The sequence below is a fragment of the Aquimarina acroporae genome (genome assembly GCF_023195925.1).
GTDB lineage: Bacteria > Bacteroidota > Bacteroidia > Flavobacteriales > Flavobacteriaceae > Aquimarina > Aquimarina acroporae.
This window is the reverse complement of record NZ_JALPRE010000012.1, coordinates 152,760-179,124: the sequence shown is the minus strand read 5'-3', so window position 1 is coordinate 179,124 and position 26,365 is coordinate 152,760. Positions and strand designations below refer to the sequence as shown.

At 33.9% G+C, this 26,365-nt stretch carries 26 protein-coding genes; 20 read left to right on the top strand and 6 right to left on the bottom strand.

Annotation, left to right across the window (positions count from 1 at the left end; all coding sequences use genetic code 11):
- Nucleotides 1-64: 64 nt before the first annotated feature.
- Nucleotides 65-1,528 (bottom strand): glutamate synthase subunit beta, encoded by a 1,464-nt coding sequence (locus M0D21_RS18130; RefSeq protein ID WP_248332113.1) that lies wholly within the window; start codon nucleotides 1,526-1,528, stop codon nucleotides 65-67.
- 13 nt (nucleotides 1,529-1,541) lie between these two features.
- The gene (gene gltB, locus M0D21_RS18125; RefSeq protein WP_248332112.1) at nucleotides 1,542-6,041 is read right to left on the bottom strand and encodes a glutamate synthase large subunit; all 4,500 of its coding nucleotides are present in this window, start codon (nucleotides 6,039-6,041) and stop codon (nucleotides 1,542-1,544) included.
- A 472-nt stretch (nucleotides 6,042-6,513) separates the two neighbouring features.
- Here gltB and M0D21_RS18120 point away from each other — a divergent pair, with 472 nt between their 5' ends.
- Both M0D21_RS18120 and M0D21_RS18115 read left to right on the top strand, forming a co-directional pair.
- Entirely contained in the window at nucleotides 6,514-6,852 is a 339-nt protein-coding gene (locus M0D21_RS18120) for a P-II family nitrogen regulator (protein ID WP_248332111.1), read from the top strand.
- Nucleotides 6,853-6,905: 53 nt separating this feature from the next.
- Nucleotides 6,906-8,180: an ammonium transporter gene (locus M0D21_RS18115; protein WP_248332110.1), complete on the top strand. Its 1,275-nt coding sequence runs from the start codon at nucleotides 6,906-6,908 to the stop codon at nucleotides 8,178-8,180.
- A 76-nt stretch (nucleotides 8,181-8,256) separates the two neighbouring features.
- On the opposite strand, the gene M0D21_RS18110 is transcribed toward M0D21_RS18115, so the two are convergent.
- The 3 genes from M0D21_RS18110 to M0D21_RS18100 form a co-directional block, all read right to left on the bottom strand.
- Nucleotides 8,257-8,595 (bottom strand): DUF4870 domain-containing protein, encoded by a 339-nt coding sequence (locus M0D21_RS18110; RefSeq protein WP_248332109.1) that lies wholly within the window; start codon nucleotides 8,593-8,595, stop codon nucleotides 8,257-8,259.
- A 199-nt stretch (nucleotides 8,596-8,794) separates the two neighbouring features.
- Nucleotides 8,795-8,986 (bottom strand): class I lanthipeptide, encoded by a 192-nt coding sequence (locus M0D21_RS18105; protein ID WP_248332108.1) that lies wholly within the window; start codon nucleotides 8,984-8,986, stop codon nucleotides 8,795-8,797.
- Nucleotides 8,987-9,249: 263 nt separating this feature from the next.
- Nucleotides 9,250-11,610, bottom strand: coding sequence for a T9SS type A sorting domain-containing protein (locus tag M0D21_RS18100; RefSeq protein WP_248332107.1), 2,361 nt, complete (start codon nucleotides 11,608-11,610; stop codon nucleotides 9,250-9,252).
- A gap of 367 nt (nucleotides 11,611-11,977) precedes the next feature.
- On the opposite strand from M0D21_RS18100, the gene mnmE reads away from it, so the two are divergent.
- The 16 genes from mnmE to M0D21_RS18020 all read left to right on the top strand — a co-directional run bounded on the left by mnmE (nucleotide 11,978) and on the right by M0D21_RS18020 (nucleotide 24,168).
- A complete protein-coding gene (gene mnmE, locus M0D21_RS18095) occupies nucleotides 11,978-13,369 on the top strand; it encodes a tRNA uridine-5-carboxymethylaminomethyl(34) synthesis GTPase MnmE (protein WP_248332106.1) in 1,392 nt (463 codons plus the stop codon).
- A 165-nt stretch (nucleotides 13,370-13,534) separates the two neighbouring features.
- Complete coding sequence (locus M0D21_RS18090; protein WP_248332105.1) at nucleotides 13,535-13,930, top strand: hypothetical protein; 396 nt, start codon at nucleotides 13,535-13,537, stop codon at nucleotides 13,928-13,930.
- Nucleotides 13,931-14,116: 186 nt separating this feature from the next.
- Nucleotides 14,117-14,578 carry a hypothetical protein gene (locus tag M0D21_RS18085; RefSeq protein WP_248332104.1) on the top strand — a complete coding sequence of 154 codons (462 nt, stop codon included), beginning with the start codon at nucleotides 14,117-14,119 and terminating at the stop codon, nucleotides 14,576-14,578.
- Nucleotides 14,557-14,778, top strand: coding sequence for a hypothetical protein (locus M0D21_RS18080; RefSeq protein ID WP_248332103.1), 222 nt, complete (start codon nucleotides 14,557-14,559; stop codon nucleotides 14,776-14,778). The genes M0D21_RS18085 and M0D21_RS18080 overlap by 22 nt, the downstream gene beginning before the upstream one ends.
- A 174-nt stretch (nucleotides 14,779-14,952) precedes the next feature.
- Complete coding sequence (locus M0D21_RS18075) at nucleotides 14,953-15,909, top strand: hypothetical protein (RefSeq protein WP_248332102.1); 957 nt, start codon at nucleotides 14,953-14,955, stop codon at nucleotides 15,907-15,909.
- Between the two features lie 90 nt (nucleotides 15,910-15,999).
- A complete protein-coding gene (locus tag M0D21_RS18070; protein WP_248332101.1) occupies nucleotides 16,000-16,566 on the top strand; it encodes a hypothetical protein in 567 nt (188 codons plus the stop codon).
- 20 nt (nucleotides 16,567-16,586) lie between these two features.
- Nucleotides 16,587-16,934 (top strand): VOC family protein, encoded by a 348-nt coding sequence (locus tag M0D21_RS18065; protein WP_248332100.1) that lies wholly within the window; start codon nucleotides 16,587-16,589, stop codon nucleotides 16,932-16,934.
- A 206-nt stretch (nucleotides 16,935-17,140) separates the two neighbouring features.
- The gene (locus M0D21_RS18060) at nucleotides 17,141-17,623 is read left to right on the top strand and encodes a hypothetical protein (RefSeq protein WP_140596067.1); all 483 of its coding nucleotides are present in this window, start codon (nucleotides 17,141-17,143) and stop codon (nucleotides 17,621-17,623) included.
- Nucleotides 17,624-17,750: 127 nt separating this feature from the next.
- The gene (locus tag M0D21_RS18055) at nucleotides 17,751-18,167 is read left to right on the top strand and encodes a hypothetical protein (protein WP_248332099.1); all 417 of its coding nucleotides are present in this window, start codon (nucleotides 17,751-17,753) and stop codon (nucleotides 18,165-18,167) included.
- Between the two features lie 193 nt (nucleotides 18,168-18,360).
- Nucleotides 18,361-19,575, top strand: coding sequence for a serine hydrolase domain-containing protein (locus tag M0D21_RS18050; RefSeq protein WP_248332098.1), 1,215 nt, complete (start codon nucleotides 18,361-18,363; stop codon nucleotides 19,573-19,575).
- A gap of 237 nt (nucleotides 19,576-19,812) precedes the next feature.
- Nucleotides 19,813-20,280 carry a GNAT family N-acetyltransferase gene (locus tag M0D21_RS18045; protein ID WP_248332097.1) on the top strand — a complete coding sequence of 156 codons (468 nt, stop codon included), beginning with the start codon at nucleotides 19,813-19,815 and terminating at the stop codon, nucleotides 20,278-20,280.
- 111 nt (nucleotides 20,281-20,391) lie between these two features.
- Nucleotides 20,392-20,934 carry a toxin-antitoxin system YwqK family antitoxin gene (locus M0D21_RS18040; protein ID WP_248332096.1) on the top strand — a complete coding sequence of 181 codons (543 nt, stop codon included), beginning with the start codon at nucleotides 20,392-20,394 and terminating at the stop codon, nucleotides 20,932-20,934.
- Nucleotides 20,935-21,034: 100 nt separating this feature from the next.
- Nucleotides 21,035-21,727, top strand: coding sequence for an EF-Tu C-terminal domain-related protein (locus M0D21_RS18035; RefSeq protein WP_248332095.1), 693 nt, complete (start codon nucleotides 21,035-21,037; stop codon nucleotides 21,725-21,727).
- Nucleotides 21,728-21,742: 15 nt separating this feature from the next.
- Nucleotides 21,743-22,666, top strand: a complete 924-nt coding sequence (locus M0D21_RS18030; protein WP_248332094.1) for a hypothetical protein — start codon at nucleotides 21,743-21,745, stop codon at nucleotides 22,664-22,666.
- A 111-nt stretch (nucleotides 22,667-22,777) separates the two neighbouring features.
- Nucleotides 22,778-23,350, top strand: a complete 573-nt coding sequence (locus tag M0D21_RS18025) for a Crp/Fnr family transcriptional regulator (RefSeq protein ID WP_248332093.1) — start codon at nucleotides 22,778-22,780, stop codon at nucleotides 23,348-23,350.
- Between the two features lie 71 nt (nucleotides 23,351-23,421).
- Nucleotides 23,422-24,168 carry a DJ-1/PfpI family protein gene (locus tag M0D21_RS18020; RefSeq protein ID WP_248332092.1) on the top strand — a complete coding sequence of 249 codons (747 nt, stop codon included), beginning with the start codon at nucleotides 23,422-23,424 and terminating at the stop codon, nucleotides 24,166-24,168.
- Between the two features lie 67 nt (nucleotides 24,169-24,235).
- On the opposite strand, the gene M0D21_RS18015 is transcribed toward M0D21_RS18020, so the two are convergent.
- On the bottom strand, nucleotides 24,236-24,661 hold the full coding sequence (locus M0D21_RS18015) for an Lrp/AsnC family transcriptional regulator (protein ID WP_248332091.1): 426 nt from the start codon (nucleotides 24,659-24,661) through the stop codon (nucleotides 24,236-24,238).
- Nucleotides 24,662-24,780: 119 nt separating this feature from the next.
- Here M0D21_RS18015 and M0D21_RS18010 point away from each other — a divergent pair, with 119 nt between their 5' ends.
- Both M0D21_RS18010 and M0D21_RS18005 read left to right on the top strand, forming a co-directional pair.
- Complete coding sequence (locus M0D21_RS18010; RefSeq protein WP_248332090.1) at nucleotides 24,781-25,710, top strand: 2-hydroxyacid dehydrogenase; 930 nt, start codon at nucleotides 24,781-24,783, stop codon at nucleotides 25,708-25,710.
- A 2-nt stretch (nucleotides 25,711-25,712) separates the two neighbouring features.
- Nucleotides 25,713-26,120, top strand: coding sequence for a VOC family protein (locus tag M0D21_RS18005; protein ID WP_248332089.1), 408 nt, complete (start codon nucleotides 25,713-25,715; stop codon nucleotides 26,118-26,120).
- The last annotated feature ends 245 nt before the right edge of the window (nucleotides 26,121-26,365 follow it).

Below are 26,365 nucleotides of genomic sequence, written 5' to 3'. Positions count from 1 at the left end.
GGCTGCTAATTCCCATTTTAGCAGCCTTTTCTTAACACTAATAATTAAAATATTAGATCCGCAATTAGATTCTTGGTAAATCTCCATCCCCTTTCAACGGTAGATTAGAGCTTCCCATTAAATATTTATCTACATGATGCGCAGCTTGTCTTCCTTCAGAGATTGCCCAAACAATTAAGGACTGTCCTCTTCGACTATCACCAGCTGCAAAAACACCTTTTACATTGGTAGTATAATTTTCATCACTAGCTTTTAAATTTGTTCTGGCATCCATATCTACTCCCAGCTGTTCTGCAATTGTAGGCTCTGAACCAGTAAACCCTAATGCTAATAATGCTAATTCACACTTCCATTCTTTCTCTGTTCCTAAAACTTCTTTAAGTGTAAAACGTCCGTTTTGTTTTACCCACTCTACCTCAGTTGTAATAAGTCCTTTCAGATTTCCATTTTCATCACCTAAAAATTCTTTTGTAGAGATACTCCAATGACGATCTACACCTTCTTGATGTGAAGAACTTGTTCTTAGTCTCATTGGCCAAAATGGCCAGGGTTGATTCGCAGGTCGTTCTGTAGTGCCTTTACCCATAATTTCAAAATTGGTAACAGAAGTTGCTCCATGACGTACCGAGGTCCCTATACAGTCTGACCCAGTATCTCCTCCTCCAATCACAATCACATCTTTGCCAGTCGCCAAAATCTCTTCTCCCAAGTCTTTTATACCATCTACTCTTCTGTTATTTTGTGGTAAGAAATCCATAGCCTGTACTACCCCATTAAGATCTGCTCCTTTTATAGGTAGATTACGTCGAACTGTAGCTCCTGTACAAAGCACTACAGCATCATAATCTTCTTTAAGTTGATCGGCAGAAATGCTTTTCCCTATTTCTGTGTTTGTTTTAAATACAATCCCTTCTTCTTCAAGAACTGCCAGCCTACGATCTATAATATGTTTTTCCATTTTAAAATCTGGAATTCCATAGCGCAATAATCCTCCTGCTTTCTCATCTCTTTCAAAAACGGTTACTAAATGCCCAGCTCTATTTAACTGTTGTGCAGCTGCTAACCCAGCTGGTCCAGAACCAACTACCGCAACCGTTTTTCCTGTTCTCTCTTTAGGTGGGTTTGCTTTAATCCATCCATTCTCAAAAGCCTGCTCTACAATATTTTTTTCAATATTCTCGATTGTAACCGGGTCTTCATTAATTCCTAATACACAAGCTTCTTCACAAGGAGCAGGACATAATCTCCCTGTAAATTCTGGAAAATTATTGGTAGAATGCAAAATAGAAGCAGCTTTCTCCCATTTTCCTCTATATACAGCATCGTTAAAATCGGGAATCAAGTTTCCTAACGGGCAACCGCTATGACAAAACGGTATACCACAATCCATACAACGTGCACCTTGATTTTTGAGTTTCTTTTCAGGCATTGCCACGGTGAACTCTTTATAATCTTTTATACGATCTTTAACAGGTTCGTACTGCTCAATTTCTCTTTCAAATTCTAAAAATCCAGTTATCTTTCCCATGTTTCTAATCGTTTTATGCTTGTGCTAATTTTTCTTCTTCTAATCGTTTTAAAGCCTGCTTATACTCCTCTGGGAATATCTTAATGAACTTTGGTAATTCTTTTTCCCAATTTTCGAGTATTCTTTGTGCCAAAGGACTTAATGTCGCGTTGTAATGGTTTTCGATTAACGTTTTCAGTTCTTCAACATCGTTTTGTTCGATAACAGGATCAAGGTTGAGCGCTTCTTTATTACAATGTGCTTCAAAAGTCTTTTTATCATCATAGATATAAGCAATTCCTCCAGACATACCGGCTCCAAAGTTTCTTCCTACCTCTCCCAGAATTACCGCTATTCCTCCAGTCATATATTCACAACCGTGGTCACCAATGCCTTCTACAACAGCTTTGGCCCCCGAGTTACGAACACAGAATCTTTCTCCTGCTTTTCCATTAATGTATACCTCACCTGCAGTTGCTCCGTATAAGGTTACATTACCGGTAATAATATTTTCTTCAGGAACGATCGTCGCTTGATCTGGAACTTTAATAATAAGCTTTGCTCCAGAGAGACCTTTTCCTAAATAATCATTAGTGTTTCCATTGACTATCATAGTTAATCCTTTGGTAGCAAAAGCTCCAAAACTTTGACCTGCTGCTCCAGTAAAATTTAACTTTAAAGTATTATCTGGTAAACCGTGGGCACCATAAATCTTTGAAATTTCATTACTTAAAATTGCACCTACAGCTCTATCAGTATTACAGATATCAAAATCTAAAGTGGTTTTCTCTTTACGGAATAACGCAGGATGCGCTTGCTCAATAATTTCAAAATCTATTGATTTCCCTAATCCGTGATCCTGAATTTCGGTATTATAGATTTCAACTCCTTCTGGCGCTTCAACCTGATGTAGAATTGGTGTTAGATCAATTCCCGCAGCTTTATAATGGGCAATAGCCCTGTTATGATCCAGTTTACTTACCTGGCCTACCATTTCGTTTACGGTTCTAAATCCAAGTTGTGCCATAATCTCTCGAAGCTCCTGAGCAACGAAATACATATAGTTTACAACATGTTCTGGTTTTCCTTTGAATTTTTTTCTCAATTCCGGGTTTTGAGTTGCTATACCTACTGGACATGTATTAAGGTGACACACTCTCATCATTATACATCCTGAAGCTACTAAAGGTGCTGTTGCGAATCCGAATTCTTCAGCTCCCAATAAACAAGCTACTGCTACATCTCTACCAGTTTTTAGCTGTCCATCACACTCTACTACTACTCTACTTCTAAGGTTATTTCCTACTAAAGTTTGTTGCGCTTCTGCAATACCTAACTCCCAAGGTAATCCTGCGTGCTTTAGTGATGTTAATGGCGAAGCTCCGGTACCTCCATCGAATCCAGAAATAAGAATAACATCGGCTTTAGCCTTAGCTACTCCGGCTGCAACAGTCCCTACTCCAACCTCAGAAACCAACTTCACATTAATTCGAGCATCTCTATTCGCCGATTTCAAGTCATAAATAAGCTGCGATAAATCCTCAATAGAATAAATATCGTGATGCGGTGGAGGTGAGATTAAACCAACATACGGAGTAGAATTTCTCGTTTTGGCAATCTCAGGATTTACTTTTGGACCCGGAAGCTGTCCCCCTTCTCCAGGTTTTGCTCCTTGTGCCATTTTTATTTGAATCTCGGCAGCACTAGTTAGGTAGTTTGATGATACTCCAAATCTACCGGAAGCTACCTGCTTAATAGCACTATTTTTCCAATCTCCTCCAACATTTTTGTAAAAACGTTCTGGGTTTTCTCCTCCTTCTCCAGAGTTACTCTTCCCTCCTATACGATTCATGGCAATAGCCAAATTTTCATGGGCCTCTTTACTTATTGAACCATAAGACATTGCTCCAGTCTTGAATCGCTTAACTATTTCGGTCCAAGGTTCAACTTCATCTAAAGGAATAGGGTCATAATTTGAAAATTCTAATAACCCTCGAATGGTCATTAAGCTTTTTGATTGCTCATTGATAAGCTCGGCATACTCCTTATAGGTCTTAGGATCATTATCACGTACCGATTTCTGTAACTTTGCCACAGACAACGGATTAAACTGATGTTTTTCTCCGTTTCGTCTCCATCGGTATTGCCCTCCAATTTCAAGATCGAGATTGGCTTCTACCTCTCTTTCTACATAGGCTCTATGGTGCCTTTTGGAGATTTCTTTCTCTATTTCGTATAATCCAATTCCTTGAATTCTTGTAGCCGTATTCGGGAAATATTTTTCTACTACGGTAGTATTAATCCCAATACACTCAAACAGTTGTGAACTTCGATAAGAATTCAAGGTAGAAATTCCAATCTTGTTCATCACCTTCAACACTCCTTTTCCAACTGCTTTATTATAATTATTGATAGCTTCTTCAAAGCTAAGATCTACAATATTCTTTTCTGCGATCTGTTCCCCGATAATTTCATTTACCATATATGGGTTAATCGCACTTGCTCCATAACCAAATAACAGTGCAAAGTGATGTACTTCTCTTGGCTCAGCCGATTCGATAATCATACTCACCTTAGAACGTTTGCCTAACTTCTGCAAACCACTATTCACAAAAGAACACGCCAATAACGCCGGAATCGGAGCTCTATGTTTACTCACATTTCTATCAGAAAGGATAATAATATTGTTTCCTTCATCGATAGCTTCAGAAACTTTATTTAACATGATTTGCAAGGCATCTTCTAATCCATTTAGTCCTCTGTTAATATTATATAGCATTGATATTGAAGAAGCCTTAAACCCTTTATCTGTATACGTTTTAATTTTATCTAAATCCTCTTTAGAAATTACCGGGTTTTGAATTTTAAGCTTATTACAATGCTTATCACTGGTATCAAAAATATTATGATCTGCTCCTAATGTTAAACTTATATCACAAATTAATTCTTCTCGAATACCATCTAATGGTGGATTCGTAACCTGAGCGAATAATTGTTTGAAGTAATTATAGATAAGCTGTGGTCTTTCTGAAAGCACTGCTATAGGAGTATCTGACCCCATAGAACCAATAGGTTCTTTACCACCCTGTCCCATAGGCGATATAATAGTATCAATATCTTCTTGAGTATATCCAAATACTTCTTTTCTCTTAGCTATGGTTTCTTCTCCTAAGAACAGTGGACAGTCATTATAAGGTATATCTTTTAAGTGAACCAGATTTTTGTCTAACCATTCTCTGTATGGATGTTTTGCCGCAATCTCTTCTTTAATCTCCTCATCATTAACGATTCTACCTTCATCCATATTTACCAGGAACATTTTTCCTGGTTCTAGTCTACCGTGATATTCTATATTTTGTGGATCAATATCGACCACTCCAGTTTCTGAAGACATGATTACATATCCATTTTTTGTAACCGAATATCGAGATGGTCGCAGACCATTTCTATCTAATACAGCACCGATGTAATTCCCATCAGTAAACGGAATAGAAGCTGGTCCATCCCATGGTTCCATCGCACAAGAATTAAATTCGTAAAAGGCCTTTTTAGCTTCAGACATTTCAGGGTTCTTTTCCCAGGCTTCTGGCACCATCATCATCATCACTTCAGGAAGTGACCTCCCTGTCATTAACAATAACTCAACTACCATATCCATAGAGGCAGAATCAGACTTCCCTGGTAAAACCACAGGAAGTACCTTTTTTATATCCTCACCAAACCAATCGCTCTCCAATAATTCTTCACGAGAACGCATTCTAGTAACATTTCCTCTTAACGTATTTATTTCGCCATTGTGACACATGTAACGAAAAGGTTGTGCCAAATCCCAGGTTGGAAATGTATTGGTAGAAAAACGCTGGTGTACCAATGCCAGTCTAGTTACCACTTTTGGATCTAGTAAATCCTCATAATACAACTTAATATCTTCTGGCATTAATAATCCTTTAAATATTAAGGTCTTTGTAGATAAACTAGGCAAATAGAAAAATTTACTTTCAGATAACTTAGAACTATAAATAGTATGTTCTGTCATTTTTCTGGCAGTAAATAATTTTAGATTAAAATCAAAATAACTTTGATCTTCTCTTTCTTTACCTATAAATATTTGTTTAATAAATGGTTCTGTAGTGGCTGCAATTTCTCCCAGATGTATAGGATCTACGGGAACTACTCTCCACCCTAACAAAACAAGTCCTTGATCTGCTATATTCTTTTCAAAAGTGTCTATACAAAACTGCCTTTGATTCTCTTTCTTTGGCAAAAACACATTACTCACTGCATATTCTCCAGCTTTAGGTAAATCAAAATCACAATTCTCAACAAAAAAGTCGTGAGGAATATCTATTAATATACCGGCTCCATCACCCGTTTTCCCATCAGCACTTACTGCACCTCTATGCTCCAGTTTTTCTAAAATTTCTAAAGCTTTATGTATAATGTCATTTGACTTTTTACCTTCGAGGCTACATATAAATCCAGCACCACAAGCATCATGCTCGAACTCTGGCAAATACATTCCTTGTTTCTTCATAATAATTTCCAACTTATTTTATGAACTCGTTAAGAAAAGTTCGGTGTTTTATGTGTATGAAATTAACAAATCGTTAAGGAAGGAGAAAGAAAACCGAAGTAATCAACATCACTTTTCCGGGCTATCCAAAAAAAAGGTCACTTGAATAAAATAATCACAAAATAAGGTCCTCTATTTAAGAATTTGATAATGCGATTTTTTCAAAAAAAACCAAATTTCATGCGGGTTTACGTAAAAAATTGATCACTTTTTTATCAAAAAAATGTATTTCAAACGTTTTCGTAAAAAAACCGAATTTTTGAAGTGAAGAATCATCATTTTTTTCTTCTAAAAATACATACCCCTAATTTTTTAGGGGGTATTTATTACAAAATGATAAAAATTACGTGATAACCCCATAAAATTTGGATGTAAAAAACAATTTCACATATTTTTGATCTGAATTTAACATTAATTTTAACTTTTATTCTTTATGAAGAAAATAGAGGCAATCATTAGGAGATCAAAATACCGTGTGGTTAGAGAAGCACTACATGATAAGGGTGTATTGTTTTTCTCATATTGGGATGTAACCGGAGTTGGTCACGAACAAAAGGGAAGTGTTTACAGAGGTATTTCTTACAGTACTACAGATATACAAAGGAGATATTTATCAATTGTGGTAAATGATGATTTCGAAGAGGCTACCATTTCTGCAATACTTGAAGCTGCCAAAACGGGAGAAGTCGGAGACGGAAAAATATTTGTATCTGATGTAAAGGATGCATATCGAATTCGTACCGGCGAAAAAGGTGGGGATACTTTAAAATAAACCTTTGTAACAACTAAAAATCAACTAAAACTTAAAATTAAAACACATATTTTATGAATAATATAGAACAACAAGATGTACAAAAAGCCGTCGAAGCTGCTGTCGAAGGGATCAACGGTGACATGGCAGCTTTATGGATTACGCTTTCTGCTATTCTAGTATTCTTCATGCAAGGAGGATTCACATTAGTAGAAGTTGGTTTTACTCGAGGTAAAAACGCTGCTAATATTGTAATGAAAAACATAATGGATCTCTCTATAGGTTCAATTATATTCTGGGCTATTGGGTATGCCATCATGTATGGAGATGAGGTTATAGCCGGTGGTTTTTTTAGATGGAGTTCGAGTGATCAAGGGTATGCTTTTTTTCATGCTGATGACTGGTATAACCTATTCTTTCAAACTGTTTTTTGTGCTACAGCTGCTACTATTGTATCTGGAGCCATTGCAGGGCGTACAAAATTTTCTACCTATTTAATTTTCTCTTTTATATTAACTGCTATCATATATCCTATTTCAGGTAGCTGGTACTGGCCATTTGATGATGATGCATGGCTAAACACACTAGGGTTTGTTGATTTTGCAGGTTCATCTGTAGTGCACGCTGTAGGTGGTGCAGCAGCATTCGTAGCTGCCAAACTGGTAGGGCCACGAATTGGAAAATATGAAGATGGTAAAGTTAATGTAATCCCAGGTCACAACATGCTTTTTGGTGCTCTTGGAGTTCTAATTCTTTGGCTAGGTTGGTTTGGATTTAACGGAGGTTCTCAATTAGCTTGGGGAGGCAGTGATACTGTAGGTGCTGGAAGTGTTATTATCAACACAAATATAGCAGCCGCTATTGGAGCTATTGCAGCATTATTATTTACTTGGATTAAGTATGGTAAGCCAGATGTCTCTATGACTCTAAATGGAGCTCTTGCTGGTTTGGTAGGAATTACAGCTGGTTGTGGTGCAGTAAGCCAGTTTGGCGCACTTGTAATTGGTTTAATTTGCGGAATTGTTGTTGTACTTTCTATTGAGTTTATAGACAAGAAATTAAAGGTCGACGATCCTGTAGGTGCAATTTCTGTACATGGAGTATGTGGTTTCTTAGGAACTGTGTTGATAGGGTTTTTGGCAACAGATGGTGGTCTTTTCTACGGAGGAGGAGCCAAACTATTAGGAGTACAAACCCTAGGTTCTCTTTCTTATATAGGATGGGCAGTACTTACTAGTTTTATAGTATTATTTATCTTAAAGAAAACGATTGGATTAAGAGTTTCTGAAAGAGAAGAAATTGATGGTCTTGATGTGCACGAACATGGTATTAATGCATATGGAGAATAAATTCATACAAAATTAATCAACACAAGATTTAAATTGTGTATTGCAATAGAAAGGGCAGTAAATACTGCCCTTTTTTTTATTTAATAATAGTTATCGAAAGTGGATACGAAGGTTGTTCACCGTTACTCGCTCTAATCGCATTGATAATTGGAAAAACTAAATACAAAATACCAATTACAATAAACCCTAAAATCCCTAAACCAAATAGTAATACTAAAGGAATACAAATAAGTGCATAAATAAACATGCTGATCTGGAAATTCATAATAGATTTCCCATGTTCATCCATAGCCAAAACCCTTTCACGTTGGGTTAGCCAAAGAATAAGAGGAACCACAAACCCACCGAAACCGGTAACTAAATCCAGCAACTGTGATAAATGTGTGATTACCAATAATGATTTGTCTTGTCTCATGATTTTGTTTTTTGATTGATGATTGAATTATTTGCTAAAAATATTAGCAAATATACTTATATGACGAAAATAATAGCAATTTGTTACATTTTTAGTTGAACTTTTTAAAAAATAAGACCTGGCTTAGATTTTTCATAATAAGGCAAAAAAAAAGGCATAGATCAATTTTGATCTATGCCTTGATAAGAGACTGTTATCGTTATCCTATGGGGCAACTTGCTTCTAAACTTTCTGGACCGCATCCAAAGTGAGAAGCGCAATCGTATAATAATTCTCCTTGTCCATTATGATAAGAAATACCATAAGCTTGACCTCCTCGAATACTGTTTTCTTCAAGTTTAGTAATTACTTTCTTGTTTAAAGAAAGACTGATCTTTTTGTTTTTTTTCATTTTATAAGGTTTTAATTATGAGTCCCCTGAACATTTAAAGACACTCAAGGTTTATGTCTTTTAAACAACCTCTACACCTAGGATAAAGTGGGCTATTTAATGTTTATATACGACCTCAAGATAACGTTACCCTCCTAATTCATGTTTAACAAAAGATTTGCTTTTGTACATCCAAATCAATTAGGTAAAAGTTAAACACAAAAAAAAGAGTCATCCTTTTACAGATAACTCTTTAATCAATCTAATGCCCTACTTAATTTATTCTAGTTTATAATTAATTTTTTAGTTAATGATTTTTCTTTAGTATCCAGTTTAATCATGTAAATACCTTGTCCCAGAGACAAACTTCGCGTTGAAATTCTGTTTTCGCCAGGTTGTAAGGTGATTTGCGCTTGTTTTCTTCCAAGAATATCGTAAACAAAAGCATTTGTGCTTCCTTTGGTAAATCCACTTAAATAGATAGAAAACACATCCTTTGTTGGATTAGGAGAAATACGAAGTCCAAATAAATCGCCTTCATCTTCGGTACCTAGAACCGGAGTAACATTTTCTAAAGTTGCAGCACGCTCTGCCAAAGCAGATTGCCCACAAGATCCTTCATAAACTTTTACATTAGAGAAGGTAGAATTATTGCCAGATCCAGCATCATTATCGTTTATGAAGACTAACCTATCCATGGTTCCCGTATAAAAGTTACCAACAGGAATTACATAGGTGGTAGTACCACCAGAGTAGTTATCATAATTGGTCACTCCATAATTTTGAGATCCATGAACTTTAAAATATCTGGTCGATGTTAAGGTATTATCATCTTCGAAACCAACAGCATGAATCTCTCCTTGAGAAGAACTACTGAAATTGAATTCTATAACCGTATTTGGAGTTACTGTATAATTAAATGCAATATACTTCCAGGTATTGTTAGTTAAAGTTAAGGAAGCCCCTCCTCCTCCAACAGAAGAATTACCTGCAGCATCCTGATTCGAGAATCCTACGATTTGAAAATCGTTGAAGTCTAAATCACTACAAGTAGGTGGTGGAGTACTAGATCCATTTTGTATACTCACGGCATCGATAGCAATATCACTTTGCCATCCGCTTCCTCCAGAACCTGTAACTACATTAAATCTAAGCTGAACGCTGCTTTCTCCTGCATAAGCAGAAAGATCTACGCTGGCTTGATTCCAGTTACTTCCTTGTTCTCCTGTTCTGCTGAAAACACTTGCCCAGCTTCCTGAGTTATTGGTCCTTGCCTCAACGGTCAAACTGTTAATTGCGCTTCCTAACATATGATATTCAAATGTTAGATTAGGATCAGATAGACTTCCAAAATTCAAACATGGTGAATTTAAAATTGCTCTTTTGTTGGGATACCCCGTTCCGTTTCCAGAAGCTTCTACATAGATATACGTGCTACCATCTGCTGCGCTGCTTGGTCCTGTTCCACTCGAAGGCGTACCTCCAGAATTTCTAGACCAGTTTAAATCATCTCCAGAACTGGCTTGCTCCCATTGCCCGAAATTAGATTCAAAACTTTCACTAAATGGATATGATGTAACATTCCCAGAACAGTCTTCATTTGGTGGTGGCGGTGGAGTTGTTCCCAATCCCATAGCATCCCAAAAGGCAGGAATTGTAGCTCTTTCTCCAGAGTTTGATCCCCCAGAACCTGAACATCCTCCATAGGCGTGAACTCCCACTGCATTACCTGTCGCCTCATCTATAATCGGGCTACCAGAGTTTCCTCCAGTAGTATCGGCTCTATAACGCACAAAAGTATTGGTCACCGAAGAAAGAGGCCCAGAATGTGTTTGCTGAGTTTGGTTATCGATACCAGTATCAGTTCCAAATCCAGTGATTCGAATTGTATTACCAGGTGCAGATTGCACCACATTAAAAGATTTTCCTTGCGCCTGAATTGGCGTAAGTCCAGTTTGAGTATTGGCGCTAGCTGTAAAAACACCCCAGTCATTAGCTTGGCTTGGACTATTAGGATATGGAGAAACAAAATTACCAATAGGATATTGATCTTCTGGCCCAGGGTGTACGATAGTACGATCTGGATTAGATTTCGGTACATTAAATTCTATAATCTGTGCACGACTACCTATACAGTGACCAGCTGTTACTAATCTTCCGTTGGTAATGATCCAACCCGTACATCCAATAGGAACGATTCTTCCGATAGCATCATCGGTAGAGTCTACCCTATCGTCATTAGATCCACACTGAGATTTTGTGTTAGGATCTTTAATCCCGATACCCAGCTCTTTTACGTTGAGACCAATAGAATTTTCTCCTTTGGCAACATAAAGTCGTAACGTTATTTTATCTCCATTAAAATAAGCACTGGTGTTTTTCCAGTCTTTAATATTAGCTGAAGTTAACTTTTGCGTTCCCCCGTCTAATTCTGAAGTGATAGTAAGGGAACTATTTTTCCCTAGGTTGATATCTTCAAAAAATAAACGCAACCATGTTGCTCCTGGTTCTGTTACCGTTTTTGTTAAAATTTCGGCATTACTTTTACCACCACTACCACTAGTTCCCTTTGTCCATAAAGACAAGTTTACATCTTTGTATCGTGTTGGCAAAGGATCGGTTTGCGCCCAATTGATAAGGGGCATTAATAAAAATACTGTGCAAATGAGTATTCCTAGTGCGGAATAAGAATACCTTTTCGTAGAGTGAATTGAGTTTGTGTTGTGTAAATTCATACGAATAAGAATTATTTATTATTGGTTAGACATTAAATTAGCTGTCAAAAAATGCTGTAGACAGTCAAACTACAACATCGTATTCCAATACCATCTGATCCTTCGACCAGTTTTCTCTTATTCTCTCCCCAAGAGGGATGTTACACACTAATTTCTTAAGTGGCTTATCTCCTTTGCTTTACAAGATAGGAAAGAAAAACAACACCTCAAAAAAAGTTTGATCTTGCGTGTTTAAAGTGAATATATTAATCTCTATTTTTGCCATTCAGTAAACGATATGATTTCACAAGATACCATAGTAGCATTGGCGACACCCTCTGGAGCGGGTGCTATTGCAGTGATACGCGTTTCAGGAAAAGACGCTATTACTATTTGCTCTCCTCTTTTTAGGTCTATAAGCGGGAAAGAATTAAAGAAACAAAAAAGTCATACCATTCATTTAGGTCATATCATAGATGAAGAACGTGTACTAGATGAAGTATTGGTTTCTATTTTTAAAGGGAGCAACTCCTATACCGGAGAACCCACTATAGAAATTTCGTGTCATGGGTCTACGTATATTCAACAAGAAATCATTCAACTTTTACTTCGTAAAGGATGCCGAATGGCAGATGCCGGAGAATTTACATTACGAGCTTTTTTAAATGGAAAACTAGACCTGTCACAAGCAGAGGCCGTTGCCGATTTGATTGCTTCAGACTCTGAGGCTTCGCACCAAATTGCCATGCAACAAATGCGAGGAGGATTCTCTAATGAGATTAAAAAACTAAGAGACGAACTTCTTAACTTCGCCTCTCTTATAGAGTTAGAACTCGACTTTGCAGAAGAAGATGTTGAATTTGCCGATAGAACCCAATTTAAAGAACTCATAGCTAGAATTACCAATGTTTTAAAACGTCTGATAGATTCGTTTGCTGTAGGAAATGTGATTAAAAATGGGATTCCGGTAGCTATTGTAGGAGAACCCAATGTTGGAAAATCTACACTTCTTAATGCCCTACTCAATGAAGAAAGAGCTATTGTTTCTGATATAGCAGGAACAACTAGAGATACGATTGAAGATGAAATTACTATTGGAGGTATAGGGTTTAGATTTATAGATACCGCTGGTATACGAGACACCAAAGACGTAGTTGAAAGTATCGGGATACAAAAAACCTTTGAAAAAATAGAGCAGGCAAAGGTGGTGATTTATTTGGTCGATAGCTCATTACTTACCCCAGATAGTCTAAAAGACTTAAAGACTGAAATTGGAAAAATCAAGAATAAGTACCCACAAAAACCTTTGGTAATTGTTGCGAATAAAGTAGACAAACTTGAGCAGAACGAGATTGATCATATGGTTTCAGAAATTGAAAATATTCATTTGTTATCTGCAAAATCTGGTTTGGGTGTTGAAGAATTACAAAACAAACTCTTAGATTTTGTAAACACAGGTGCACTTCGTAATAACGAAACTATTGTGACCAATACCAGACATTACGATGCACTTTTGAAAGCTCTTGAGGAAATACAAAAAGTTCAATATGGGCTAGACTCAGGACTATCTGGTGACTTAATGGCTATAGATATTCGACAGGCTCTATATCATTTTGGTGAGATTACAGGCGAGATTTCTAGTGATGATTTATTAGGTAATATTTTTGCAAATTTCTGTATCGGGAAGTAACTTTTTTTTACAGAAAAGCATTCATACCTGTAGTAAATATTATAATATATCTAATTTTTAAGTGTTTGTAAACACTTAAAATTAGTTACAAACAGTTACAACACCATATATAAGAAATATAGTTACCTTTAGTAATTATATACACTTATTAGCAATAATACTATAATGAGTAAACTCCAAAATTTGATATTATTATCTCTATTTTCTACCATAACTTTAAGTTGTTATCATAAGAAAGAAGAATTAATTGGAGAGTGGAACGTAACTTCTTTGAGTGAATATCCACTTTATATAACAAATTATGATGATGCTAAATTGGACAAACACTCAAAACTAAGAATTACTGAAAACGGGAAATTAGACTTCTATTTAAAAGATACTTTAAGTGAATCATATTACTATGAACTGGAAAAGAATGATTTAATTCTAATTTACAGTGATTATGGAATACCACTCAAAATTACCAAGCTGAATCCAAATAAATTGACTCTAGAAGCGAGTGGGTTTGGAAACTCTAAATCCGAAAGGAATCGCAAGATTAAAATTGAACTGAAAAAATAAAAACTATTGCTAACACAATATATGATCATAGCAGCAAAGTAATTAATCGGTGGGTTGTTCTATATTTATGAAGGCGCAATGCTCTCAGAATGGAAAAATTAGCAATCAATGCGCAGAAAAATCAAAACGTAAGGTAACATTTTGTTCTGCTACGATACATATATTAAACGTTATGCTTAATGAAAAATGACTGGGAAAGATTTACTTTATAAATATCTTGATTATAAATATTTGTGGTCAAACTCGGACAGATTAAATGAAAAACCCAGTATTATTAGACGACAGCAACTAAACTCATTGTTAGATGCTTTTGGTCTTTCTAAAAAACATATGAATCCTTTGGTGCAGATGAAATACTTCCTGTCAGGAAGAAAAAAAGAATTAAATCGTTCCCAACATTTAAATAAATTATCTGATATACAATATTTTGAGCAAGGAGAATTTCTAAATGATCGAGAATATGATGTAAATAAAGAATTAATTACATGTGCTTTCGACAAAATAAAAGAGTTATATAAAAATCCCCCTGAAAGTAGAATGAATAGACCAATTCATATTGGATGGATGTTTAATGACCTTATGAACTTTAGACAAGAAATATTAAAATTGCTTATCCATGGGGAGGTATGGACGAAGGTTTTGCTGTAGGATTGATTTACAGTAAGTATCTTCAAAGCGAATTAAAGAAAACTATAAACGAAAATCTTAATAAAATTGACGAAACTTTATGGTTAATAATAGACCCTCAAAAAAGAGAAATTGACTTGCAAACTATAAAATCCGAATTTCAATACCCAGATGTGGATTTAGAAGAAATTGACCTAAATTGGAGAATTGGAAATTATTAAAAAAAGCATAACAATTTGTATAGTTCATTTGCTCCCTTCGGGAAGCAAACGCACCATACAAGAGACGTTAGGGGTAATAAAAAATACTCTTACTAATTCAAATGATCATTTCACTTAATATAGATTTTCTTCAGAAGAAGTTTAATGTAGTTTCGTGAAAATTTGAAAGTTTAAATGATGAAAAAAACACTTCTATCCATAATTATTATATTTTCTATACAAAACACTTTTGCTCATCAAGATTTCTGGATGATTAAAGACTATGGGAATATCAAAGTCAGAATTAAAACAGGATATCAATACGAGGAAATTAATAAAGTTTTTATTTATGGACAATTGGCTGAAAAATTAGCTATTGAACTAGGATATAAAGATCAAATCTTTCTAGATTTTAATCATCATTATACTGGCGAATGTGAATCAGATTATTTTATTTCCTATGACAAAGGAGCTATTGAATATACTTGGAATGGTTCGACTGACCAAAAATCACTTTTAAGAAACAAATCAATCGTAATTCGACAAGTTTCGAGAAAATTTAATGCAGAAACAACATTAAAACTTGTGGAGTACGCGATCCAAAACTTACCTGAAATTAAATCTAATCAAAATTACATTGTATATAATGAGAACTATTGCCAATGGAAAATTCAAACAATAGATATGATGAAAATTAAGCAATCAGTTGAAGAGTCAACAAGTCAAGAAATAAAATCTATAATGTCTACTAGAATTGAAAGACCAGATAAAGATTTTAAATTTGGTTATACATACTATTGGCAAAATGATAAATATTTAATTATTGATAGGGATGTCTATGGTAAAGAGAGAATTGTAAAAGAATTTGAGGAGCTTTATGACTTCAAAAAAGTTGGGAATTGCACCTTTGTTTTTACTTCAATTTCTGACTTTTACACTGTAAACAAAACATATGGTAGAAGACCAGAAATTATATCAAAAAAATGGACCATTAATAACGCTGAATTGAATTATCGGCCATACAAGTTAGAACACCTCGGAGGTTATAAATATTCTATTTATTTTTCCTATAATTCTAACGAGGAAGGTTGGCAACCTAAACCTAGTACGCTGATTTATGATGAAACAACTGACGAATTAATAAAATTGTAAAAAAAACCGCTAACAAGGTGTATAAATCATAGTGGCTTCGCCATAACGATTCATACACCCGACGTTGTATGTCATTAAAAAACAAACTCTTTGAATAAATTTACAGCTCTAATATTGATTCTAATAATTGCACCAATTTTAGGCGGAGTTTATGGAATTTTACACGACCAGATTACTTATTCAATCTCTGAAGAATATTATTCAAAATTTAAATTCATTCAATTCGGACTAGAGAATTGGGGGTTAGGACAAAACATAGGAACAACAGAAAAACCTGAAATTATATTAGATAACCCACGATTTGGAGCAAGTATTGTCGGAACTTTAGCTACTTGGTGGGTTGGAATGATTATAGGAGTAATTCTAGGATTCGTTGGGCTGATACACAAGAATGGAAAAATGATGTTTAAAACGACAATGAAAGCATTTCTTCTAACAATAGTAATTGCTCTAATAACAGGGATTACTGGACTTGTATATGGAAAATCATTTTTGACAGACAATCGACCCAATTGGAATTTACCTGAGCACTTAAATGATTTTGATAGCTTTATTATGGTTGGTTCAATGCATAATTTCAGTTATTTAGGTGGACTAATAGGACTAATAATTGGAATTATTTATAGCTTGAGACAAAAAAGAAAAATAATTACTTAAATAATAAACTGATATTTAAAATGAACCTTAACCTTCTTGTAATAAGAACGAGTAATCCAGAACTTTTAAAAACTCAATATGAGAAAATTGGTTTTAAATTTGATTATCATCAACACGGAAAAGGTCCCTATCATTATGCCTGTGAGTACAATGGATTTGTTTTCGAGATTTATCCTTTGACCAAATCAATGACAAAAGCGGATGGAAATCTTAGGCTAGGGTTTGACATATCTAATTTAAGTTCTGTTATTGATAGATTAAGAGGAACTGACTGGATAATAAAATCTGATATTAAAAAAACTGAATGGGGAATAATAGCAGTTATTCAAGATTTAGACGGACGGAAAATAGAATTGAAGAATAAGTAAAACGCCATACAACAAGGTATAAAAAACATAGGGCGGTTTAGGCTAAACTTGAAAGTCTGTCTTTCTTTACAAAGTCGCCAAATATAAAATTTGGCATTTTCAACAAAAAAGATAAAAGCAAAATATTATATTTGGCTTATTACCAATCCGAAACGTATCGCTTATCAACCGCCCCACGTTTCTTATACGAGACGTTGTAAACAATTATGAACGAACGCGAAGACTACTTTAGAATTTCCAAAAATGGACACGTTCACACGTTGAGCGATAGAATTCCATTTAACTGGACAGAACTATTGATTTGGACTTCTACTTCATTCATATTTCTGATTTGGTTTCTCGGAATTGGAATCGGAATTTTTGTTGCGATTTTGACTTTAATCGGATACACAATTTATCGATTTGCCTCTTGGATTTACTACTCAGAATTAAAAATAGACGAGAAAAGCGGAAAAATAATCCGACTGAAGAAAATTCTTGACCGAACTCAAAAAACGGAATTGATAAGCGATAAGTTTGACCCAAACCGATTTGAATACTCGGAATTGACTCGAAGTGGAAAAACTAAATTCTTAATGAATTATCGGACACATAAAAACAACGAATTATTAATATTAAAAAACAAAACAGATAAAGAACAAATTGAGAAATACATTGCGGAAAAAATAACTGTTTACAACAATGTATAAAAATAATTGCTCAATTCTGGGCTTAACTAAAGGTAGTTGCAAGTTTACTACGTCTGATTTTCCTTCGGAAAATCCTCGCACGCAAACCCGCAACTATTCTTATACCAACCATTAGCAACAAGAAAAAATGAATGATATTCTAAAATTAGCGCGAATACAAATTGTTCTTATCGTGCTTTTCATTTTTTTCAAATTTATTAGACCTTCTATCATAGAAGGAAACTACTCCGAATGGATAAAAATTACTCTTTTATCGTTACCCAATTTCTTTGAAGGAATTATTGGAGTTTTGATTTTGACCGGATTAGGACTTTATTTAAATATTAAAGTGTTTAGTCCCGACAAACAAATTGGAACGAAGTTAGTATATGCAGTAGCATTAATTTTGGCTGGAATATATGTGCTCACTCAAGAATTTAAAATTCACAACCTAGGAGGAAACAATGTGTTTGACAAAAATGATGTGATATTTTCTATTGTCGGTCTAATAATTGGATACTCAATAGTTCGCATCATTAAACCCGTTGTTAATCGAACAATATAACAACGAAAAATCATAACCAGTTGCTAACAATGTGTATAAGTAATAGCGGTTTAAGTGATGAAGGGAAAGTATAACTATAAAAACAAGGGTCTGTACTAAACTGAAAAGTTAGTTGAGTATAAATGCGCTACTACTCATACACTAACCGTTATAGGCAATACCCTAAATACTTTATAAATAGTAAAAAACTTAAATGAGAAAAAAACTAAAAATTATATTTCTTACAATACTTTCATTAGTCCTATTCCTCTTAGTACTTCTTTCCATTCAATATACACCTACCTATGTTTATCGACTTATAACAATGAATGTCGCAGATGTTTATGATTATAAGAACTTTGAAAATCACGAGATTCAGGGAGCGAAGAGTACCAATACATTCATTTCTCAGCCTAAAGAGAAGTATGTTGAGTCACTATTTGAGGAACTAGTAACTAAAACTGGATTTAATAGTTTTGATGAGTGGGCCATTCAGTCTCAAACTACTGCACTTATTGTTATACAAAAAGATACAATCATTTATGAGAAATACTTTAATGGTTTTAGTAGAGATTCCTATTTTCATTCTCAATCTGTAGCAAAATCTTTTATATCATTTTTAATAGGAACTGCTATTGATGATGGTCTAATTAAAAGTATAGATGACCCTATAACAAATTACATCCCTGAACTTTTAGAGCGTGATGAACGCTTTAAAAAAATAACTATCAAAAATTTACTCGAAATGCGTTCTGGACTTGAGTACAATACCAGTCATATACCCTTCACTAACATTCATTCTCCTTGGCATGATGAAGCGGTTGGTTACTACCACCCTAATGTTCGAAAGCTACTACTTGAGAATGTAAAGGTTTCTTCTGAACCGGGGAAAATTTTTCAATATTCTAATTACAATACAAGCTATCTGGGATTAATTCTTGAAAGAGCTACTAAATTAACTGTATCCAATTATTTAGAGCAGAAATTGTGGTCAGAAATAATGGAGTATGATGCACTTTTTTCTATAGACAGCGAAGAATCAAATTTTGAATATATGCCAAGTCGTTTGATTGCCCGAGCTATTGATTATGCACGTTTCGGTCAGTTAATGCTAAAAGAAGGAAATTGGAATGGCGATCAGATCATATCAAAGGATTGGGTTCTTGAATCAACTAGAGAAAACAAATCAATTCCTAGAGATATATACCCAAAATGGTTTGGAAGAAGTGAGAAAAGAATTTATTATAATTACCAATGGTGGGGTCACGTAAATAAAGATGGTTCTTTTCATTACTATGCAAATGGGAACCTAGGACAGAATATTTACATTATCCCCCAAAAAGAAACTGTAATCGTTCACTGTGGCAATTCACTGAAATATTATAGTGGAGATTTTGACTTATGGGATGTTGCTTTACAATTGAATTAGTAAATAAAAACTGGCTGTAACACGGTGTATACAACATAGCTAATAAGTACTAAACCGAAAGGTTTGTGTTTATTTGCAAAAACCGCCAAATTTTTAAATTTGGCTTTTAGAATAGAAAAATTAAAAACAAAATATAAAAATTCGGCTCTGTGTTAATTCGAAAAGTTAGTACCTTTTTGCACGCTACGTTTCATGCACTGAGACGTTGCGTATAAGCTGATCAAAGGAGATGTAAATATGAAAACAGTAACTATAAAACATGCTGAAAAACATGAGTTAGATTGGATAAACGCAAAATACAATGAAATTGATTTTGTTGAATCTAATTATGAAAATGAATATATTGTTATTGCTAAAGTTGAAAATGAAAATGCTGGACTTGGTAGATTGGTGAAAATTGATGACAATAATGCAGAACTTGGAGGAATTTATACCTTTCCCAATTTTAGAGGTTTAGGAGTTGCTGAAAACATAGTTCAGAATTTATGTGAAAAGAAACCATTTGGGGAATCTAATATTTGGTGCCTACCATTTGAAAATTTATTGAATTTTTACTCAAAATTTGGATTTAAAATTTATAACAGTATAAAAGTTCCTGAAAAAATAATTAGAAAGCTGGAATGGTGTAATTCTGAAAGTAATTATGGAAAGAAGGTATTACTGCTTTGTAAAAAAAATAAAGCCAACTTACAACAATTTGTATAGTACGTATGTTCCTTGAGGGATGTAAACGCACCATACAAGGGACGTTAGGTACTATAAAATCAAATGAGGGAAATATTAATAATAATATCAATTGTGTTTTCAAGTTTTTATTTGAGCGCTCAAAAAAGTCAAATAAAACAAACTACATATAACGATGAGAATTATTGGAAATATGAATCTGTAGATTCCTTGAACAATACTCCGTTCAAGTTTCCAACTGATTTGTTAAGTCGAGATGGTAAATTCGCAAAAGACGGAAAATGGATAAGTTTTTTTGAAGAAGACAGTTCTAAAGTTGCCAGTATATTTGAAGTAAAAAATGGTAAGCTAAATGGAAAATCAACTCAATTTTACTTTAACGGAGGTAAACAAAGTGAATATGAATTCCTAGATGGCGAACAAAATGGATATGAAAGATACTGGAATAAAAAAGGAATATTGGTATTAGAATATCAACATAAATATAAAGATTATCTAAACTTCCAATCTTCTGTTCGAAATGGAGAATGGAAAGATTGGAATGATAACGGAACTCTTATCAGAATTAGAAATTTTCAAGATGATGAATTACATGGAAGGCAATTAAAATTTCTTGAAAATGGACAATTAGAAAAAGAAGAATTTTACATCAAGGGAGTTAAAACAAATAATTAATAAGAAAACAGTACCTAACACTAATGTATGAAGTCTTATTCCCTTTGGGAAGCAAACACACTATACATTAAACATTACCTACGAGCACCAAAAAAACTAAGTGGACAACAAAATAGAAACATATGACACTCTTTGGAGTTTAGTTGACCTTGACACAAAAGAACACAAGGTAAAAGACATTACAACATTGTTTTTAAATGCAATGAACGATTGGCCAACCATGAATCAAACTCTTATTGTTGAATTTATAGGAGAACTTAAAACCTTTTTCGGAACGCCACTGACCATTGAAAAATTAAATATGAATAAATTCAACGGACAAAACGCTTGGAATTTAGAAGCAGGAAGCTCAATTGCTGAACTAATAGACATTTCAACAAGGTTTGGCAACGAATCAGACTTTGATAAAATCCTAAACAACATTCTCAATCATTACAATAAAGAATTTAACAAGGTGGACTTTATTGCCGAACTTCGATATTTAACGACTGAAGAAGGTGGGCGAAAAACACCTACAAAATCTGGATATAGACCACAAGTTAAATTTGATTTTGACGAAATGCAGACTTCTGGACAACTGACTTTTATTAATAAAGAATTAGTAAATCCAGATGAGAATGTAAAAGCGAAAATAAAAATTTTGTCACCTGACCATTTTGCAAATACTTTAGCAGAAGGAATGGAGTTTGAATTTAGGGAAGGTGCGACAATAATAGGAAAAGGTAAGATTGAATATATCGTGAATGAAAAATTAGAAAAGCCAGCGGCGGGTAACACTGTATATAACAAATAAGGCATTTAGTGGTCTATGAAAGCTCAACACCTTTTCCCTGCCCTACTTACTTTATACAAATCATTAGCAAACACTCTTGAAAAATTGAAATATATTAACTTTCTACTAATACTTATAACGCTTAGTTGTTCGAACACCAAAACTAAATCGAATCACACAAATATTCCAGAACAAAATATTGATACCATAAGCTATCATTATAGCGGATTCAATAATGGACTTAAACTTGATTTATTAAGTGATGGTACTTTTGTAAACGAAAATTATTTATTTGGTTGCACTGGTGGTGGGGAAAGTAAGAAAGTATTCGGTACTTATAAATTGGATAGTATTAAACTAATATTAATTCCTCAAAAAGTGGAATTTATACAATATCCTATGGATATGCAGTCAGAACCAACTACTACTAAGGTTCCGTACGGAATTGACTCTCTTACTATTAAAACTGAATACCAAATTGTTACTTGGGGAAATAAAAAATATCTTTTATCTGATTTTTATGATTCAGTCTGGAGCAGTGAAAAAGAAAATGATTATATAAGATTTGCAGATTATTTAAATTCTGGATTTGAACCTAAAACGAGTGGAAGGTATTTAGTTAAAGGAACTAAAGATTCTATTACCTCACAATTTGACTTAAGTCAGATACCCGAAAAATGGCAAAAATACTTTCTAAAAGAACCTATCACAGCAAAAATAAAAAGTTTAAGAAAAGTGATTGACCAAGAAGACCATGAAAATTTTTGGTGGCAAATAGAATTGAATAAAGGAGAAGACCATGGAGTATACAGTCGTCTAACAATGACCACCAAGGATGATATGTTTTTTATTGATATTGATTCGGTTCTAAAAAATAGTAGTTATGGCAAATATTATATGCCTGATTTTACCCCTGATAAATATCCTATTGGAACTGAGTTAAGAACTAAATGGAAATAAAACACGTTTGCTACTTATTTTCATATGGTCATATTCCCTTCGGGAAGCGAACATATCATATAAGGAACGTTGCCCACAACACCAAAAATCTAAACCGAAATAAAAAAATGAATGAATCCAAATTTGACTGAATATATAAAAAGATATGTGACTTTTTCAGAAAAAGAAAATAACCTTTTTCAATCTTACCTAAAACCAATTAAATTAAAGAAAAAAGAATTTCTACTAAAAGCCGGTCAGTTTTGCAAATCAAGATTTTTCATTACAAAAGGCTGTGTTCGCTTGTTTTATATTGACAATAAAGGCAACGAACAGATTATACATTTCGGAATTGACAATTGGTGGATTACCGACTATGAAAGTTTGATTACCAATAAACCTACTACTCTAAACATTCAAGCAATAGAGCCTACAGAATTGCTCGAACTGCCACAAGAAAAATTTGACGAACTGTGTGATAAAGTGCCACAGACCGAGCGATTATTTAGAAAAGTAATGGAACGAACCTATATACCTATTCTAAAAAGAATCGAATATATCTACAGCCTGAAAGGTGAAGAACAATTTCGTCTTTTTATATCTGAAAATCCTGAGTTTACACAACGAGTACCTCAATATATGATTGCTTCGTATTTGGGAATGTCACCAGAATTCGTTAGTAAAATAAGAGCAAAAATAAAGTAAACCTATTTCTTAATCTTAATTAAGTTTTTTCATTCAGAAAGTATCGACCTTTACCCCAAACCAGATTAAATATGAAAAAAACACTTAAACTATTGGTAATTCTAACAATTATCGGTTGCCAATCAGAGAAATCAAACCCTAATCTTACAAACGAGCATACGAGTCAAGCTAAAAACGAAACGGATATCCAAGATAAACACATTAGACCATACAAAAAAGAACTTCCAACAATCGGACTATTGATGTATAACGGTGTTTTGCAAGGAGAAGTAATCGCTACATCTGATGTTTTTGCAAAATTGGACCAGAATGGCAATCAGCTTTTTAATGTCATCTCAATAGCGGAAACCAATGAACCAATTGTAACAGAAGAAGGAATGAAATTTGTTCCCGATTACTCTTTTGATAATTGTCCACAATTGACAGCTTTGTTCGTGCCAAGTGCCTATGATATGCACGCACAAGTAAACAACAAAAAAATTATCGAATTCATTAGGAACAAAAATCAAGAGACGAAATATATGGTAAGCAATTGTGCAGGAGCTCAACTAATCGGAAAATCAGGAATTGCAGACGGACATAAAATCGTTACTTGGATTGGTGGTGGAGAAAACTTACAAAAGGACTATCCGAATTTAAAGGTACAAAACGACAGTCTGGTAGCTTTTGTAGAAGACGGAAAATTTAGCTCATCTAATGGAAATTTAGCCAGTTATATTTCCGCCTTAAATCTACTGGAGAAAATGACAAGTCTAGAACATAGAGAATTTGTTGAAAGCTATCTTTATCTCGACCAACTTCAAAATTGGGAAAGATAAAGTACTGTGGGTAACAAGATGTATAAATCATAGCGACTAAACGCCACAACGATTCATACATGCAAAATTACGAATCATTTGACGAAACGTCAGACAAAATCAATAGTGTATGAGTATCTCCAAAAGGCATCAACTTGTCAATTAATTGTTGTAAGTGAAGTTGGTTTTTTAATATCACTTTTAAGTGAATATTTTGATTACCAGTAATTCTATAAGCCTTTTCAATTTCCGAAATAGAAGGTATTGTACTTAGCAGTAATTTTAATTTTCCATGAAATACTTTTACCAAAATAAAGGCTTCTAAATCATATCCAACTTTAGAATGGTCAATTTCGATACCATATTTTTTAATTACACCGGTATCTTCCATTTTTAGTATTCGCTCTCTAACCGCTGAAGCAGATAGTTTAATTGTTCGTCCTACTTCTGCAAAAGAAAGTCGAGCATCTTTTTGTAATTGCTTTAAAATAGAAACATCAATATCATCAATCATTGAAACAATTATTTAATAGCTTAAATTTAATTGATTCAAAGGTAAAACTAATTTATGACAAACGATTCGTCTTTTAATTATGGTAAGTATATCGGAAATTTGTTAAAAATATATGAGTTATGAGTATCGTAATTTGTTTTAACAACAAAGACCCAAAACCTTGGCAGAATGCATTGGCGTCAAAACTAAAAGGGGTGAACATTGAAATTTACCCAGAGGTAGAAGAACCTGAAAAAGTAACTTTCTCATTGTGCTGGAAACCTGATAAGAATGCATTATCAAAGTTTAGTAATTTAAAAGTTGTTCAATCTGTTGGAGCTTCAGTTGAGCATATTATTCAAAGTCAAAATCTTTCTCCTGATTGTATTCTAACAAGAATTATTGATCATCAATTGTCGCAAGATATGTTTGAATATATTCTTGCCGGAATTATGTCTCACCTTAAAAAATTACCTGAATATCAACTTGACGAAAAACAAAAACCTTGGGATCAAAAACCTTATAAAAGAATAGACAATACACGTATAGGTATTTTAGGTCTGGGTAAAATAGGTACTCATGTTGCTGTAAAACTCGAACAGCTCGGTTTCAAAGTCAAAGCTTGGTCGAAATCAGAAAAATCTGTTAAAAATATTTTATGCTTACATGGTCATGATGGTTTAAGCAATGTCTTATACAATACCGATATTTTGATAAATATTTTACCATTAACAGCGGAAACAGAAAATATATTAAACATTAGACATTTAGAGCAACTCAATAAAAATGGGTATTTAATCAATGTTGGAAGAGGTGAACATTTAGTGGATTCAGATTTACTTATATTATTAAATAACAATCATTTATCAGGAGCTTTGTTAGATGTTTTTAGGACAGAGCCATTACCGATAGAACATCCTTTTTGGCAGCATGATAAAATTAGAATCACGCCTCACATTGCAGCCATTACCAATGTAGATACTGCTTCTGACATTGTAGTAACAAATTACCAAAACCTCTTAAAAGGGAAAGAATTGATAAATATTGTTTCATTAAAAAAAGGGTATTAGATATGAATAGATTTCACTTAGCATTTAAGGTTAAAGATATACAGAGCACGTACAAATTTTATCACAAAATATTAGGATGTAAAATAGGACGAAAAACTGATAACTGGGTTGATTTTGATTTTTTTGGACATCAATTATCTGCACATGTTTCTGATAAAACCTCCTCGTTAGATTATTGCGGAAAAGTAGACGAAGTAGATGTACCTATTCCACATTTTGGGTGCATTTTAAAACCGGAAGAATTTGAAAAAATAAAAAATACTTTAGCATCCAATAAAATTGAATTTATCGTAAAACCACAGATAAGATATAAAGAAACTCAAGGAGAGCAACAGACAATGTTTGTATTAGATTTCAGCAATAATCCGATAGAATTTAAGAGTTTTAATGATGAAAAAGACATATTCTAAAAAAAGGTGATAAACGCAGTATCTAAAAAAGTAAACAGCTTTAAAAACGTTTTGTCACTATTACAATTCTATAAGCAAAATACCTTCTGTTGGGCCAAAAAGGCCTTCTATTAGACTTAATATAATCAAATTTAGACCCTAAGAGTCAAAAATTGAGTCTCAAGGGTCTAAAATTAGACCTAAGACGTCAAAATTTAGACAAGGTCGTCTCAATTTTAGACTATCGGTGTCTAACACTTCGTAAG